A 17,201-nucleotide genomic window follows, 5' to 3' on the forward strand; every position below is an offset into this window, starting at 1 on the left:
TGCTTTTAAATTTACAGTGACTTAATTAAGCTATGAGTGAATATAAAAGTAAAAACAAAAAAGTACATAACTTTTTCTTTTAATAGTGGAAATAGAATAAGGAGGAATTTTAATTTGGAAAATGTAAATTTATTTGTAGTATTTATAGAAGGAATACTATCGTTTTTTTCACCATGTATATTACCAATACTACCTATTTATCTAAGTATACTGTCCAATAGTAGTGTGGAAAATTTAAAAGAGGGAAAAACGAATTTTATAAGAAGTTCTCTATTTAAAAATACTATCTTATTTACTCTAGGAATTTCGACAACCTTTTTTATACTAGGGTCATCAGTAAGAGTATTGAGTATGTTTTTTAATGAGAATAAAGATTTAATAATGTTTATAGGTGGGATTATAATTATTATCATGGGATTGTTTTACATGGGAATAATTAAATCTTCAATACTAAATAGAGAAAAAAGATTGAATGTAAAGTTTAAAGAAATGAAAGCAATAACAGCGTATTTACTTGGATTTACATTTAGTTTTGGGTGGACTCCTTGTATCGGACCAATATTAGCATCTGTATTAGTAATGGTTTCTAGTTCAACTAATCATTTGAATGCAAATCTTTTAATAGTAGTATATACTATTGGATTTATTTTGCCATTTATAATTACAGCTATGTTCTATAGTAAGCTATTTAAGACTATCGATAAAATAAAATCTAATATGGAAATTATTAAAAAGATAGGTGGGGCTATACTTATAATATCAGGAATATTAATGATGATAAATGGATTTGAAAGTGTGAGCAAGCACTTTAATATTCCACAAAAAAATAAAGTTGAAAATAATCAAAGTGTGAATCAAGGAGAGAATAAACAAGAAAATTCTAATGACAATACACAAGGGGAGTCTAGCAACAAAGACAATCAAAAAGAATCTAATGATGAAAATAGTGATAACGGCTCTAATGATGAAGAAAGAATAAAATCCATTGATTTTACTTTAACTGACCAATATGGTAAAACACACAAATTAAGTGATTATGAAGGTAAGGTTGTGTTCTTAAATTTTTGGGCTACATGGTGCCCTCCATGTAAAGAGGAAATGCCTCATATAGAGCAGTTGTATAAAGAGTATAAGAAAAATAATGAAGATGTAGTAATTTTAGGGGTAGCATCACCAAATTTAGGAAGAGAAGGTTCAAGAGAACATGTAATTAGCTTTTTAAAAGATGAAGGATATACTTTTCCTGTTGCACTTGATGAAGATGGAGAACTAGCATATCAATATGGAATTAATGCTTTTCCAACTACATTTATAATTGATAAAGAAGGATATGTAACTCAGTACATTCCAGGAGCAATGAATAAAGAGACCATGAAGTCTTTCATTGAAAATCAGAAAAATAAAAAATATTAAGTATAAGGTTACAAAAAAGTACCTAATTGTATCACCTAGAAAACCTTGTTATAGTAAGAGTATAAATAACGAAGGAAAGGGTTGAAAATTATATGAAAAAAACATTTGATGCAATAATAATAGGATTTGGAAAAGGCGGAAAAACATTAGCAGGAGATTTGGCTAATAGAGGATTAAAAGTAGCTTTAGTAGAAAAATCAAATAAAATGTATGGAGGAACATGTATAAATGTAGCATGTATTCCAACTAAAAGCTTAGAAAATTCAGCAAACAATATAAGAAATATAAACTCTTGGAATGATGCACAAATCGAATATGAAAAAGCTATAGATAAAAAAGAAATTTTAATTACAAAGCTGAGAGAAGCTAACTATAATAAGTTAAATTCAAATGATAATGTAACTGTATTTACAGGAATGGGTACTTTTATTGATGAAAATACAGTAGAAGTAAAAACTGAAAATGAAGTTTATGAATTAGTATCAGATAAGATATTTATCAATACTGGCTCAAAATCATTTATACCTAATATTAAAGGTATCGAAAATAATAAAATAGTATATAATAGTGAATCTCTTATGAACTTGAGAACTCTACCTAAAAAAATGACAATTATAGGTGCTGGGTTTATAGGTTTAGAATTTGCAGGTATCTATAGTTCATTTGGAACAGAAGTCACAATATTAAATTCAAATAATGGAATTTTACCAAATGAAGATATTGAGGATTCAGAAGAAATAATAAAATTACTTGAAAAGAGAAATGTAAAAATTATAAATAATACAAATGTAAAAGAGATTAAGGAAGTTTCTAATTTAGCTACAGTAGAATATGAGATAAATAGTGAATTAAAGGAAATAACAAGTGATATAATACTTGTAGCTACAGGTAGAAAGGCAAATACTGAAGGTTTAGGACTTGAAAATGCAGGTATAGAATTAAATGAAAGAGGATTTATTAAAGTATCAGATACCCTTAAGACTAATAAAGAACACATATGGGCTATAGGAGATATAAATGGAGGACCTCAATTTACTTATATATCACTAGATGACTATCGTATAATAATCAATCAATTATTTGGAAATAAGACTAGAACAACTAGTAATAGAAAAAATATACCAAATGCTATATTTATAAGTCCAGCATTTTCAAGAGTTGGTCTTAATGTTAAACAAGCAAAGGAAAAAGGATATGATGTATTAGTAGCAAAGATGCCAGTTGATGCAATTCCAAGAGCTAAACAAATTGGAAAGACAGATGGATTTATAAAAATCGTAATAGATAAAAATTCCAATAAGATACTTGGTGCTAGCATGATATGTGAAGATTCTAGTGAGATTATACATTTAATTCAGTTAGCAGTAGATTTAGAAGTAGAATACACATATTTAAGAGACCGTGTTTATGCACATCCAACTATGACAGAGGCTCTTAATGATGTTTTATCTCCTAATATGATAAAGGAAGTATAGAATAAGTCTAATATATAAATAAAGCCTAAAATTATCATTATAAATAAATTTTAAAGAAAGGATACTATGAGAATTTACTAATAGTATTCTTTTTTTACATTATAAAGTATAAATATAGTGTGAAAGTTATTATTTTGTATTATAAGAGAGCATTAAAAGGTATAATCTAAATATTGAGTAATATAAATGGATAAGATAATATTAGCAAACTTAATATCAAGGTGGTGAAATATTCTATGAATAAAATATCTAAAAGGGGATTTGATGAGAGTGACAAACGTTGGTTTTCAAGGAAAGAACTTATAAGACTTGTAAGAGCTCAAGAAGAAATAGAATGGTTAATAAATAGAGATTATAAAATAGACCCTGTTGTAACTTTTGTGGGAGATAGATATCAGTTTTCAATAAGACAAAGAGATGCACTGAAAAGAGCAGTATGTACTGATGAAAAAAATAGAATAAGACAATCAAAGATACTTTCCTTAGATAAAATAAATGAAGGAATTATATACATAGATGGCTTTAATTTAATAATAGCTCTAGAAGTAGCATTATCTGGAGGAACTCTAGTCATAGGTAGAGATGGAAATATAAGAGATTTAGCAGGTCTTAGAGGAACATATAAAATTATAGATAAAACAGAAGAAGCTTTAAATTTAATAGGAAAGTTTCTTAATAAATATAAAGCTCCAAAAATTAAATTTTACTTAGATGCACCAGTTTCTAATTCTGGAAATCTAAGGTATAAGATATTAGAGCATGCCAAGGAATGGAAAATTGAAACAGAAGTAGAGCTAGTAAAAAATGCAGATGTTATATTAGAAAAACTGGATAGAGTAGTTAGTAGTGATGCTGTTATAGTTGATAAATGTATAAGCTATTTTAATGTAGCTAGAAGTATAATTGAAGAATACATTAAAGACTGCAATATTGTAAATTTAAATGGATAATAACCTTTAATTATACAGAGTAAGTTTAAAAATAGAAGAACGAATATATATCGAATTTCATAAAGTATTGTAAAAAGACATATGAGAGGATGGGTATGTGTGAAGCTATTTAAAATAAACATTAAAAAGTACAGAGCACCTATATATAAATATGCTTTAGTAAATGTAAATTTGAGGTCTGCTAAATCTACAAGTTCAAGTATTATAACTGTAATACCTCAAGGTTCTAAATTAGAGGTTCTAGATGAAGAAGACGATTGGATTAAAGTAATTTATAATTTTCAAGAAGGGTATGTATACAAGGATTTAATATCAGTAAGTGAATATGCTTGGAGTAATTTAAATTTAAGAGAAGATAAGTCTACAACTTCTAATATAATTACAGTAATTCCTGAAAAGTCTAGAGTCGAAGTTCTACAGGTAGATGGTGATTGGAGTAAAGTTGTATATGACGATAAAACAGGATATGTTTTTAATTATTTCTTGTCAAATGATGGAAATAAACCTAATGAATTAGACTATAAGTATTTTTATACTGATATGACTAAATTTGTTAATGAAAATAATATTAAAAGTACTAGTGACTATCTAATTACCACAGACCTTAAAAATAAATACACTTATATTTTTAAGAAAGATAATGGTGGCTGGGGGCAATTATATAAATGGGAATGTACTATAGGTAAACCTGAAACTCCAACTATAACAGGGATTTTTTATATAAGTGGTAGAAAACCTTCTTTTGGGACTGATGAGTATTCAGTTAAGTATGCCACTCGTATTAAAGGAGGGTATTATTATCATTCTGTGTTATATAATTCAACTGGAAGTTATATAATAGATGCTAGACTTGGTGAAGCTCTTAGTCATGGATGTATAAGACTAAGTACAGAAAATGCTAAGTGGATATATGATAATATACCTGACACGACAACAGTTATAATTCATTAAAAATATTATTTATTAGTTTTAAGGAGTTTAAAATAAAATTAAAGATAAGAATTTAAATAATAAGAGAGTGTCAATAATTAAATAAAAATATTTTGAGACACTCCCTTATAAATATACATAATTAATTTATAAGTATTATTATACTAAGAGATTTTCTTAAATAATTCTATAATTTTGTCTTTATCAAAGAAAACAGGATTGGCTCCAGCACAAGCATCTTTCATAGAATTTTCAGCAAGCAATTCAAAATTAGGATTATCAACACCAACATCTTTTAAAGATCTTGGTATTCCTACCTCTTCTGAAAGAGCCTTTATTTTATCTATTACAAAATCAACACATTCTTTATCTGATTTGTCATGTATATTCATTCCAATAATTTCAGCTATTGGACGGAATTTAGAAGGTGCAGATTTAGCATTTTCTTCTTCAACTATTGGTAGTAACATAGCATTACATACTCCATGAGGTAAATCATATAAACCTCCTAATTGATGAGCCATGGCATGGACATTTCCAAGACCTGCATTACTAAATGCAATTCCATTTAAAAAACAAGCATAACACATTTGTTCTCTAGCATCTATATCATTACCATCTTTAACAGCTCTAGGAAGATATTCAAATATCTGTTTTATAGAATATAGTGCAGTTGAATCTGTAACATCATAAGCTCCATTAGCCACCACAGCTTCTATAGCATGAGTAAGTGCATCCATACCAGTGGCTGCTGTTAAGTTAGCTGGCTTACTAATCATTAATTCTGGGTCATTTACTGTCATTGTAGCTAGTGCATTTGTATCAACCATTATCATTTTTACATGTCTATCTTCATCTGTTATAACATAATTTATTGTAACTTCAGCTGATGTACCAGCAGTAGTAGTTATTGCAACTATAGGAAGACATTTTTTTGAAGTTTTATTTACACCTTCATAATCTCTAATGTCTCCTCCATTGGTAGCTAATATAGAAATAGCTTTGCCACAATCTTGTGGAGAACCACCTCCTATAGTTATAACAAAGTCGCAATTTTCTGATTTTAGTATTTTAAGACCATTGTTAACATTAGTTACAGTTGGATTTGGTTTAACTTCATCATAAACAGCAAAGGTTACACCTATTTGAGATAACATATCTGTTACTTTTTTTACAGTACCATTTGAAGTTAGAAATTTATCGCTAACGATAAATGCTTTTTTAGTGCCTAAGGATTTAATTGAATCTTTAGCTTCACTAAGACACCCTTTTCCAAGTAAGTTTATTGGTGGTACATAATAGATACTCATAGTTAAAATCTCCTTTTTTGAATTAATTTTTATGTAAAATATACATACCTATAATAGTCTTATACTAATTCACATATTATATATTGGTTTTGAGGTTAAAATATATATTGTGAGTTTTTATATAAGAACTAAGTTCGTAATTACGATTATGATTAGAATTTAACATAGTATTTTTATCATGTCAATAAAAATATTAAAAATAAAAAAGAGCATAAAAAAACAAAGTTACTGTAATTAAGTCAGCAACTTTGTTTTTATCAATCTAATTTATTATAATATCTTCATTACGTTCTTCCATCATAGATTGAATATTTTTTTGTGCATTTAAAAGTAATTTTTTTATCAATTCTATTTTTTCTTCACTAGACCTAAAAAGTGGAAGTGTTACACTAACAGCGGCTCTTATACATCCATTTTTTCTTATTGGTACAGCAAGGCATTTTAGATATTCCATTGATTCTTCACATTCTGAAGCTATTTGAGTTTCACGAACTTCAAGAAGCTGGTCATATAAAATATCAAAGTCAGTAATTGATTTTTTTGTAAATCCTTTTAACCCATCTGGATATAAACTTATTAGTTTTTCCTTATCAAAATCACATAAAAGTGCTTTTCCAAGACCTGTACAATTAGCAGGTATCTTTTTACCAACATAAGAAATAAGTCTAATTGGCTCTGGAGAGTCAACTTTTCCAATATAAAGAACTTCGTTATTGTCAAGTATACCAAGTTGACAAGTTTCAGAACAAGAATTAACTATATTAGTCATTTCGTCAATTATGTAGTTAAAAATAGTTCTTTTTTCAAAAAACGAAGACCCTAATGTGTAAGAACGTATACCTATGGAATATTTAGACGTATTTTTATCAATAGTAATGTATTTTCTAGCATTAAGTGTATGGACTATAGGAAAGATGCTACTTTTTGGAGCATTGATAGCATCTGCTATTTCTGTAAGAGTATATCCATTCTCAGATTCAGCTAATGCTTCTAAAATATCTAATATCCTAGCTGTTGGGCGATGATTATCTGAAGTCATAAATTTCCCCCTATCTTTGTTAATTTAAAGTGTTAGAATATGTTGATTTTAGCATAATGTATGATAATTTACAATGTAGAAATAAAATATATGACTGTATATACAAATAAGCTTTAATTGTAAATATTTGTAGATGATTTTTTTTTATGAAAATTTATATTGAAAACTTGAAATAATTTCCAAAATATACCTGAAGAAAGTGCACTGTATTTAGCTATATAATTTAAGATAAGACAATAATAACCGTATTTTATATATAAATATCGAAATATTATGAATTTAAATTATATAAATTGTGATATATAGATGTGAATTGAGAAAAATTACTTTTTATATTTTGCGTATAATGAAGATAATTGATAACTATTGATATATTATCAGATAATTTGAAAAAATTTTGACAAAAATTTATTTTTTTTATTGACTCATAATTAGGAAAATGCTATCATTAATTCAAAGATTCGTAAATAAAAACTTAGTTCTTAAATACGAACCGAAACGGCCGTTAAAATTAAAGCTAAAAAAATTTAATAAGAGTAATTAAATATCATGTTTTAGGAGGAGTAACTTTATGATAATGGATTTTATTAAAAAAATTCCGGCAGGTATGATGATAGTTCCAATGTTTATAGCAGCTTTCATTAATACATTTTGCCCAGATATTGTACAAATAGGTTCATTTACAACAGCAGTATTCTCAAGTGTTGGCTCTGCAACGATAATAGGGGTTCAACTAGTATGTCTTGGAACTCAGCTTCAATTTAAAGAAATGCCAAAAGTATTAAAAAGAGGAGGCATACTTCTTGGCTCTAAATTTGCTATAGGTGCTTTAATAGGTATCCTTATAGGAAAATTATTTGGAATGGATGGAGTATTAGGTCTTACAACTTTGGCAGTTATAAGTGCAGTTACAAATAGTAATGGTAGTATATATCTCTCATTAATGACTTCATATGGAGATGAAACAGATTGTGCAACTATGAGTTTACTTACTTTGAACGATGGGCCATTTTTTACATTGATAGCTCTTGGAACTTCAGGACTTGCAAATGTTCCATTGATGTCATTATTGGCTGCAATTGTGCCAATACTTATTGGTATGATAATAGGTAATTTTGACAAAAAGATGAAAGAATTTTTAGAACCAGGATGTAATTTATTAGTACCTTTTGTAGGATTTGCACTTGGAAGTAGTATAAATCTTGCAAGTATATTAAAAGGAGGTCTATCTGGAGTATTGCTTGGATTAATATCTGTGTTTGTAGGAGGTATATTTATAGTATTCTGTGATAGATTTATAGGGAAACGTCCAGGGTATGCAGGATGGGCTGTAGCCACAACTGCAGGGAATGCAATTGCTGTTCCTGCTGCTGTTGCATTAGTTGACCCAACATGGCAGCCATATGTTGCAACAGCTACAACTCAAGTAGCAGCTGCAGTAGTTGTTACTGCGATATTAGTTCCTCTTATAACTAGCTGGTGGGCCAAGAAGCATGGATGTCCTAAATTCCCAAAACAAAAAGATGATGGGACAATAGTAGCCTGATGAATACAGATATATAATTACTAAGATGATTTTGTATATTAATAAAATTATATTATTTATAAAGGAGAACAAAGATAATGATAAATGCAGTGATAATTGATGAAAAAGATAATGTTGCAGTAGCTATTGAGGCAATATCTAAGAATAGTGAAATTAATTTTAAATTAAAAGATAAAACAATAAAGACAATAACAGCTTTAGATGATATAACTATTTATCATAAATTGGCTATAAAGGATATGGCTGAGGGAGATAAAGTTACTAAATATGGAGAACACATCGGAGAAGCTAATCAAGAAATAAAAATTGGTCAACATGTACATATTCACAATGTTAAAAGTGTTAGGGAAGATTTAGATAAACAAATTGTATCGAACATATAAAGTAACATTTATAATTCAAGCAAAGTAGTATTTAGTATTAAATGATTAAAGTATTTTGTGTTGAATGATTGAATAAGAAGGATTTTAGTTAGCTAATTAGCAATAAAAATAAAATTTATAGTACAAGAAAATCACATAAAGTATGATAAAGAGACTATTTTAGGAGGAAATCAATATGAAATTTTATGGATATAAAAGACCAGATGGAAGAGTTGGTATAAGAAATCACATATTAATATTACCTACAAGTGTGTGTGCATCAGATACAACGAGAATTATAGCCTCACAAGTTCAAGGGGCTGTTACTTTTAATAATCAAAATGGATGTTCTCAAGTAAGTTCAGACCAACAATTAACTATGGATGTTATGGCTGGATATGCAGCAAATCCTAATGTATATGGTGTGATAGTTGTATCTTTAGGTTGTGAAAATTGTCAAAATGACTTGGTAGTTGATGCAATAAAAGAGAGAACAAATAAACCAATAAAGACTCTTGTAATACAAGAAGAGCATGGAACTTTGAAAACTATAGAAAAAGCTGTTCGTTATGCTAGAGAAATGGCACAAGAAGCTTCTTTACTTAGAAAAGAAGAATTTCCAATATCTGAACTTATATTAGGGACTGAATGTGGAGGGTCTGACCCAACAAGTGGGCTAGCTGCTAATCCGCTAATAGGAGAATTAAGTGATAGACTTGTTGATTTAGGGTCTACTTCAATTTTAAGTGAAACTACTGAATTTATAGGAGCAGAACATATATTAGCTAGAAGAGCAGTAAATGAAGAGGTAAAAGAAAAAATACTACATATAGTACATAGATATGAAAATTCATTAAAATTAGTTGGAGAAGAAGTTAGAGAAGGAAATCCATCTCCTGGAAATATAGCTGGTGGGCTTACAAGCTTGGAAGAAAAATCACTAGGCTGTATACACAAAGGTGGGCACAGAGTAATAAGTGAAGTATATGATTATGCAAAGCAAATTGATAAGAAGGGTCTTGTAATAATGGATACACCAGGAAATGATGCTTCATCTGTTGCAGGTATGGTTGCCGGAGGAGCTCAAGTCGTAGTATTTAGTACAGGGAGAGGGACTCCATCAGGAAATCCAATAGCTCCAGTAATAAAAATAACTGGAAATAAAATAACTTTTGCAAATATGGAAGATAATATGGATTTTGATGCTAGTCCAGTTATATATGGACCACAGACAATGGAAGAATTGACAGATGATTTATTAAATCTAGTTGTAGATGTAGCAAATGGTAAGCAATCAAAAGCAGAATCACTGGGATATACTGAAATGGCAATAGCTAGAGTGTGTAATTATGTATAAAATATAGGACTTAAAAAGATATGAATTTAGAATTTTACTAAAGGGTGATAGTATGAAGTTTGTTAGTTTTAGTAGTATTGAAGATACATCTAAAAAGGTAGGAATTCTATCAAAGGATGAATTGTTTATTATCGATGTCAATTCCATAAGTCTTAGTAAATTTTTTATAGATGTAAATGATTTAATTCAAAGCGTATCTCAGGATGATATTATTAAGTTAAAAAATATTATAAGTGAAGAATCATTTAATGACTATAATGTTTTTAAAAGAGAAAAATGTACTATACATGTTCCTATAGAAAAGCCAATACATGACATTTTATGTGTAGGAGTAAACTATAAAAAACATCTTGAGGAAACTCAAACTCATTTTGATAGTAGCTTTGAAGAACCTGAGAAAACAGTATATTTTACAAAACGTGTGACAAAGGCAATAGGTCCAGAAGACGAGATAGATGCTCATTTTGATATAAATAATCAGTTGGATTATGAGGTTGAACTTGGAGTAGTAATAGGTAAAACAGGTGTTAATATAGAAAAAGAAGATGTAGAAGATTATATCTTTGGTTACACTGTGATAAATGATATTTCTGCTAGAAAGTTGCAAAAAGAACATGTTCAATGGTTTAGGGGAAAGGGATTAGATACATTTACATCTTTAGGGCCATGTATCTTACATAAAAGTGCAATTTCTTTTCCAGTAAAACTTAATGTATATAGTAGAGTAAATAATGAAGAAAGACAAAATTCTAATACAGAGTTATTCATATCAGATATCTCAGATATAATTTCAGAACTTTCAAAAGGGATGACTTTAGAGGCAGGAGATATTATAGCTACTGGAACACCTTCTGGAGTAGGGATGGGCTTTTCTCCTCCTCGATATATGAATAGTGGAGATGTAATTGAATGTGAGATTGAAAGTATTGGAATATTGAAAAATTATGTTAAGTAAATGTTTTATTATATATAATTTTAAAACATAGGCTATAAACATATTAAATGAACATATCAAAATAAATTTTAGGAGTTTAAATTATGAAAGCAGAATTTTTGACACCAGTTGTTACAATATTTGATGAAGACGGAAATTTAGATAGAGAAGGAAACAAAAAAGTATATGATTACCTTATAGATGGGGGAGTAGATGGTCTAGTTATAATGGGAAGTACTGGAGAGTTCTTCAATATGTCTATGGATATGCAAAAAGAACTTATAGATTTAGTAGTTAATCATGTCGATAAGAGAGTTAAAGTGTTTATAGGTACAAGTCGTATGTGTGCAGATGAGTCTATAGAACTTTCAAATTATGCACATAATAGTGGAGCAGATGGAGTTATGATAATAAGTCCTTATTATTTCTCACTTGATGATAATAGTATTGAACTTTTTTACAGTAAGATAGCTGAAAACACAGATGCAGAAATATACCTATATAATTATCCAGATAGAACTGGTTATGATTTAAGTCCAGAACTTACATTAAAGCTTGCAAGAAAGCATAAAAACATAGTTGGATATAAAGATACAGTAACTTTAATGGGACATACTAGAGATTTAATAAATACTATGAAAACAGAGTTCCCAAATTTTAAGATATATAGTGGATATGATGAAAATTTTATACACAACTTAATGTCTGGAGGAGCAGGATGTATAGGAGGATTATCAAATCTAATTCCAGAAGTATGTTCTAAATGGGCTGAAGCTTATAATAATAAAGATATGGACAAAGTTATTGAAATTCAAAAATATATTAATAAAGCAATGGATTTTTATTCAATAACAAATCCATTTATACCAGCAATGAAGAAAGCTATGAATATTAGAGGATTAGAAATAAGTGATTATGCAACTGCTCCATTTATAAAGCCAAATGAAAATCAAGTATGTAAAATTAAAGATTTGATGGATGAATTAAATATAAACTAGGAAGATAAAGAGGGTTTTAAATTGATTTTTATAGTCATTTTAAGCCCTCTTTTTGAGTGGATATATTAAATCAACCTTGCAAAGTAATTAACAATAAACTACAATTATCTTAATGAAAAATTAAATATAAATAATACTAGGGTACTATTTTAGTTTAATAGGGAAAGTGATGTAAATTCACTACAGCCCCCGCTACTGTATACGGATACAAAATCAAATCCACTGAGATTCATAGTAATTTTGGGAAGGTTGATGGAGGAAAAGCCGTGAGTCAGGAGACCTGCCCAGTATTACATAAATACAATTTAGGGTGGAGATTGTAGTTTATAATAAAATGAGATATCAATTCATTTTTTATAAAATTGATATAGAAGCTTCTCCTTGCTAATTTAGGAGAAGTTTTTTATTTTACTAAAAAGTTATATTTATAAAATTAATTTTAGTAAAATGTCTTTTTAAAGTATATGTAGCCACTCATAAAAAATAAAATAATGGAGTGAAAGTAATGAAATTTAAATCAAATGTTTTAAAGCAGTTTTTCTTAATTGTAATGGTAGTTTTTTTCGTAGGAGGTATTGTAGGTTGTAGCAAAAAAGATAACAACAATGAACAAGTTAATAGTGGTGAAAAACTAGAATTAAAATATGCAAGTGGGTTTAGTGTTGAGAATTTAGAAGATGGAATTAAAAAGGTTGTTGATGGAGATAATAGAGAACTAATTTTGATTCCTAAAAAGATAAAAATACCTGAAAAATACAAGAATGCAAATATAGTTAGAACACCTGTGGATAATGTATTGATAGCATCTACAACACAAGCTTGCTCTTTAAGGACGATAGGTGAGTTAGATAGTATAAAAGCAGTAACAACAGAAGAACAATATTGGACTATCAAAGAAATTAAAAATTTAATGAAAGATGGAAAGATACATTATGTTGGTTCAAATTTAGCACCAGACTATGAAAAAATAGTAGACTTAAATCCTGACTTGACTATAGTAAGTAGTGGTTTATCAGAAGCAGATACAAAATTTATAGATAAGTTAGAAGAATTGGGACTTAACTATGTTGTAGATAATGAATATAAAGAACAAAATCCATTTGGAAGAATGGAGTGGACAAGCTTAATAGCTGCATTTTATGATAAAGAGGATATAGCTACTAGTGAATTAGATAAAACAGTACAAAAAATAGAAGAAATTAGTAAAAAAATAAAAAATAAAAGTAAACCTAAAGTTGTATGGGCGTCTGTATATGAAGGTAATGCTTATATAGCACCTAAAAATTCATATGTAGATAATATGATAAACATGGCAGGTGGAATAAATGCTTGTGCCTCAATAGATTCAAATGAAGGGAGAGTAAGTATTGAGCAATTGCACGAAGTGGCAAAAGATGCAGATATATTTGTGTACTCATCAAGTTCAGATTATGCACCAAATTTAGAGTCTATAAAATCTAGTGCACCAGTGTTATCTGATTTAGATGTTGTGAAAAAAGGGAATTTATGGGTGTTTGCTCCAGATTATTATCAATCGGTGGATAGGACAGATGAATTAATAGTAGATTTGGTTGAAATGTTTCACCCAGGTACTACTGGTGAAAAAATTAAGCATTATGTAAATTATGATAAGTAATAGATAAGATTAAATTAACAAGTAAACTTTATAAATTTGAGTTAATGTAGTTTTTAATAAGAGGAGTATATAGATGGACTTTATCAATAAAAGCAGAATTAAAAATACTACTATATTTATAACCTTAATTGTAGGCATAATACTTACTTTTTTGATATGTGTAGCATTTGGTTCTGTAAAAATCGAATTTAAAGAAATAATAGATGTTGTATTAAGAGGAATAGATAGTACAGAACACTATAAAATAATCTATAATATAAGGATTCCTAGAGTTCTTGCAACTATGGTAGGAGGTGCTTGCTTAGCAGTATCTGGTATTTTACTACAGATATTTTTCAAAAACCCAATAGTTGAACCATATATCTTAGGTGTGTCTTCAGGTGCCACTTTATCAGTAGCACTGATGATTTTAGGCGGATATACATTAGGGTTTGAAAGTATAAATTCAATGAGTATATTTATAGCAGCCTTTGTAGGAGCTTTAATTGTAATGTCTATAGTTATTCTATTTGCCAGCAAAGTAAAAAATATAACAACGCTTTTGGTTATAGGAATTATGACTGGATATGTATGTAGTGGAATAACAAATATATTACAATCATTTGCAAATAATGAAAAATTAAAAGAATTTACTATGTGGTCTATGGGAAGTTTCTCAGGATTTACATGGGAAAAAGTAGAAATACTTATGTTAGTCAGCATATTAGGTCTTTTGATGACTATATTCATAATAAAACCTCTAAATGCTTTTTTACTAGGGGAAGAGTATGCAAAGAGTATTGGTGTAAATATAAAATTTTTTAGATTTTTGGTAGTATTTATATCTAGTATACTAGCAGCAATAGTATCAGCATTTGCAGGTCCTATAGGATTTATTGGTCTTGCAGTACCACAAATAGCAAAATTGATATTTAGAACATCAGACAATAGAGTATTGATACCAGTAGTAATTCTTTTAGGAAGTATAGTTACAGCTCTTTGTGATTTAGTATCCAGAGTAATTTTGTCGCCAATAGAACTACCAATAAGTGCAATAACTTCATTATTAGGTGCTCCAATTGTAATAATGTTATTGATGAAAAGGAAGGATAGGGCTTAGACATGTTGAGAACTAATAATTTAAGTGTTGGATATGATAAAAAAGTAGTTGTAAGTGACATAAACATAGAGGTAAAAAATGGAGAAATATTATGTCTTTTGGGAAGTAATGGTGCTGGTAAAACTACTATATTAAGGTCTCTATCTAAACTCATAACACCAATAAGAGGTGAAATATATTTAAATGATGCAGATATAAATCATATCTCCAGAAAGACATTATCTAAAAAGATGGCTTTAGTACTTACAAATAGATTATTAGGAGATTTAATGACTGTACAAGATGTAGTTAATATGGGAAGATACCCTTATACAGGATTTTTTGGAAATCTATCTAAAAAAGATTTAATAATGGTAGATGATTCATTAGAATCTGTAAATGCACTTCATTTAAAAAAAAGATATTTTGATGAACTTAGTGATGGTGAAAAACAAAAGGTATTGGTTGCAAGAGCATTAGTTCAAGAGCCAGAAATAATAATATTAGATGAACCTACAACTCATTTGGATATAAAGCATAGATTAGAACTTATGAATATACTAAAAAAACTAAGTAAGGAAAAATCAATATCAGTAATACTTTCATTACATGAAATAGATATAGCGCTAAAAAGTTGTGATAAGGTTGTTCTTGTGAAAAACAACAAGGTTATAGCGTATGGTCAGCCAGAAGATATGGTAGATGAAAATATGATAAATTCACTTTATGAATTAGAGGATAAAAATTTTAACAGTTTGTTAGGTGCAGTAGAAATTAGCAATAAATCAAAAAATGAAGTTTTTATAATTGGTGGAGGTGGCAAAGCAACACCAATCTACAGAGCTTTTACTAAAAGAGGTATAGGTATATATTCTGGCATAATACATGAAAATGATGTTGATTATGAAATTGGTAGGACTATGGGCATAAAGTTGTTTACAGAAAAGCCATTTGAGTCAATAAGTGATGAAAGTTTCGATTTGGCCATTAGAAATTTAAATAATTCTAAGATTATAATAGACACAGGATTTAGCGTAGGAGAAACAAATAAAAGAAATATAGACATTATAAAAGAGGCTTTAAAATTGGACAAAAAAGTTTATTCATTTAGAACTAAAAGTGAGAGTAATAAGTATTATAAGCATTTGAGTGATAATATAGAATATGTAGATAAAGTTTCTAAAATAGTGGATAGTATTGATAAAAATAATTTACTGTAAATTATAATTTATGGCATATTTAGGAATGATAAAATATATAAAAGAGTATCGTAAGTAGATTTTTAAAGTGCATTTTTAAAATCTCTAGATACTCTTTTTTAGAAATTGTTTATTTAGTGATACATTTTTTTACTATGTATTTTCAACTACACACTTAAATAAAAAAATAATACTTTATAGATAACCAATAGCCTCATCTCTAGTTAGAAAAAAGTGAATTCCTGTAGTTGATTCTTTCCATCTATTTTCATGAAAATCTTCAGCTACCACCATTTCTCCTACTCGATATATAAAATTTTCATCAGCATATGCACGAGCACTTTTAAAAGATTCTTTACCATCGATGCTTGTAATTGACAGTACTTTTGCTTTGTCACATCTACAAGCATTTGATGTAGCAGATACTCTTTTTGCATCACTTGGTATCAATAATTGTACCATTCTAAAATTAAAACATTTTTTATAAGCTACAAATGCACCTGTTTCAGGACAGTACAATTTAAAAAAACGAGTACTTTCATCTGATACTACTCCATCCAATGTAGCATATTCCAAATTAGAATTTTCTAAATTAGTTCCTCTAATATCTGAGTTAGATAAATCACAAAATCTAAAATTGGCACCGCCTAGGTCTGCATTTTTTAATATAGAATTTTTTAATGAACAATCTGAAAAATAAGAATTCTTAAAGCTAGAGTTTTCTAAATCTGCCTTTTCTAAATTTAAATTGATTAGGTCAGACCATGAAAAGTCAATATTACTTAAACAATATCCTCTTAAATCCATATTTTCTAATCTTACTTCTTTTAAATCTGCCTTTTCTCCATCATTATTATTTTTAAGCCACAAATAATGTTTATCAAGTATTTTTTCTAATTCTTGTTTAGAAACAGTTTTCATTAAAATCACCTTCACTAATTTATTTTTATATATTTAGTAGAAAAATAGTCATA

15 protein-coding genes and 1 riboswitch are annotated in these 17,201 nt (G+C 28.5%); of the genes, 12 read left to right on the forward strand and 3 right to left on the reverse strand.

The genetic code is table 11. The annotated features are described in order from the left end of the window. The first annotated feature begins 114 nt into the window (after window positions 1–114). The 4 genes from KGF52_RS08575 to KGF52_RS08590 all read left to right on the forward strand — a co-directional run bounded on the left by KGF52_RS08575 (window position 115) and on the right by KGF52_RS08590 (window position 4,789). Window positions 115–1,413 (forward strand): cytochrome c biogenesis protein/redoxin, encoded by a 1,299-nt coding sequence (locus tag KGF52_RS08575; RefSeq protein WP_227839824.1) that lies wholly within the window; start codon window positions 115–117, stop codon window positions 1,411–1,413. Between the two features lie 92 nt (window positions 1,414–1,505). Next, window positions 1,506–2,888 carry an FAD-dependent oxidoreductase gene (locus KGF52_RS08580; RefSeq protein ID WP_227839825.1) on the forward strand — a complete coding sequence of 461 codons (1,383 nt, stop codon included), beginning with the start codon at window positions 1,506–1,508 and terminating at the stop codon, window positions 2,886–2,888. A 236-nt stretch (window positions 2,889–3,124) separates the two neighbouring features. Further along, window positions 3,125–3,838 (forward strand): DUF434 domain-containing protein, encoded by a 714-nt coding sequence (locus KGF52_RS08585; protein ID WP_227839826.1) that lies wholly within the window; start codon window positions 3,125–3,127, stop codon window positions 3,836–3,838. 81 nt (window positions 3,839–3,919) lie between these two features. Then, complete coding sequence (locus KGF52_RS08590; protein WP_227829605.1) at window positions 3,920–4,789, forward strand: L,D-transpeptidase family protein; 870 nt, start codon at window positions 3,920–3,922, stop codon at window positions 4,787–4,789. Window positions 4,790–4,932: 143 nt separating this feature from the next. On the opposite strand, the gene KGF52_RS08595 is transcribed toward KGF52_RS08590, so the two are convergent. Together KGF52_RS08595 and KGF52_RS08600 are read right to left on the reverse strand one after the other, a co-directional pair. Further along, window positions 4,933–6,078 carry an iron-containing alcohol dehydrogenase gene (locus tag KGF52_RS08595; RefSeq protein ID WP_227839827.1) on the reverse strand — a complete coding sequence of 382 codons (1,146 nt, stop codon included), beginning with the start codon at window positions 6,076–6,078 and terminating at the stop codon, window positions 4,933–4,935. Between the two features lie 262 nt (window positions 6,079–6,340). Beyond that, window positions 6,341–7,117, reverse strand: a complete 777-nt coding sequence (locus KGF52_RS08600; protein WP_227829603.1) for an IclR family transcriptional regulator — start codon at window positions 7,115–7,117, stop codon at window positions 6,341–6,343. Between the two features lie 571 nt (window positions 7,118–7,688). On the opposite strand from KGF52_RS08600, the gene KGF52_RS08605 reads away from it, so the two are divergent. From KGF52_RS08605 to KGF52_RS08640, 8 genes are all read left to right on the forward strand, one after another. Then, the gene (locus tag KGF52_RS08605) at window positions 7,689–8,663 is read left to right on the forward strand and encodes a 2-keto-3-deoxygluconate permease (RefSeq protein ID WP_227839828.1); all 975 of its coding nucleotides are present in this window, start codon (window positions 7,689–7,691) and stop codon (window positions 8,661–8,663) included. A gap of 77 nt (window positions 8,664–8,740) precedes the next feature. Next, the gene (locus tag KGF52_RS08610; RefSeq protein ID WP_227433922.1) at window positions 8,741–9,046 is read left to right on the forward strand and encodes a UxaA family hydrolase; all 306 of its coding nucleotides are present in this window, start codon (window positions 8,741–8,743) and stop codon (window positions 9,044–9,046) included. 175 nt (window positions 9,047–9,221) lie between these two features. Next, window positions 9,222–10,382 (forward strand): UxaA family hydrolase, encoded by a 1,161-nt coding sequence (locus KGF52_RS08615; RefSeq protein ID WP_227829600.1) that lies wholly within the window; start codon window positions 9,222–9,224, stop codon window positions 10,380–10,382. A 52-nt stretch (window positions 10,383–10,434) separates the two neighbouring features. Continuing rightward, window positions 10,435–11,337: a fumarylacetoacetate hydrolase family protein gene (locus KGF52_RS08620; RefSeq protein WP_227839829.1), complete on the forward strand. Its 903-nt coding sequence runs from the start codon at window positions 10,435–10,437 to the stop codon at window positions 11,335–11,337. Window positions 11,338–11,420: 83 nt separating this feature from the next. Beyond that, complete coding sequence (locus KGF52_RS08625) at window positions 11,421–12,314, forward strand: dihydrodipicolinate synthase family protein (RefSeq protein WP_227839830.1); 894 nt, start codon at window positions 11,421–11,423, stop codon at window positions 12,312–12,314. A gap of 122 nt (window positions 12,315–12,436) precedes the next feature. Continuing rightward, window positions 12,437–12,617, forward strand: a riboswitch (cobalamin riboswitch). Between the two features lie 202 nt (window positions 12,618–12,819). Further along, entirely contained in the window at window positions 12,820–13,950 is a 1,131-nt protein-coding gene (locus KGF52_RS08630; protein WP_227839831.1) for an ABC transporter substrate-binding protein, read from the forward strand. Window positions 13,951–14,023: 73 nt separating this feature from the next. Beyond that, the gene (locus tag KGF52_RS08635) at window positions 14,024–15,049 is read left to right on the forward strand and encodes an iron ABC transporter permease (protein ID WP_227839832.1); all 1,026 of its coding nucleotides are present in this window, start codon (window positions 14,024–14,026) and stop codon (window positions 15,047–15,049) included. Between the two features lie 2 nt (window positions 15,050–15,051). Beyond that, on the forward strand, window positions 15,052–16,248 hold the full coding sequence (locus tag KGF52_RS08640; RefSeq protein WP_227839833.1) for an ABC transporter ATP-binding protein: 1,197 nt from the start codon (window positions 15,052–15,054) through the stop codon (window positions 16,246–16,248). Between the two features lie 174 nt (window positions 16,249–16,422). On the opposite strand, the gene KGF52_RS08645 is transcribed toward KGF52_RS08640, so the two are convergent. Continuing rightward, on the reverse strand, window positions 16,423–17,148 hold the full coding sequence (locus KGF52_RS08645) for a pentapeptide repeat-containing protein (protein WP_227839834.1): 726 nt from the start codon (window positions 17,146–17,148) through the stop codon (window positions 16,423–16,425). Window positions 17,149–17,201 lie beyond the last annotated feature (53 nt).

Source organism: Clostridioides sp. ZZV15-6597 (genome assembly GCF_020657815.1).
Lineage (GTDB): Bacteria > Bacillota > Clostridia > Peptostreptococcales > Peptostreptococcaceae > Clostridioides.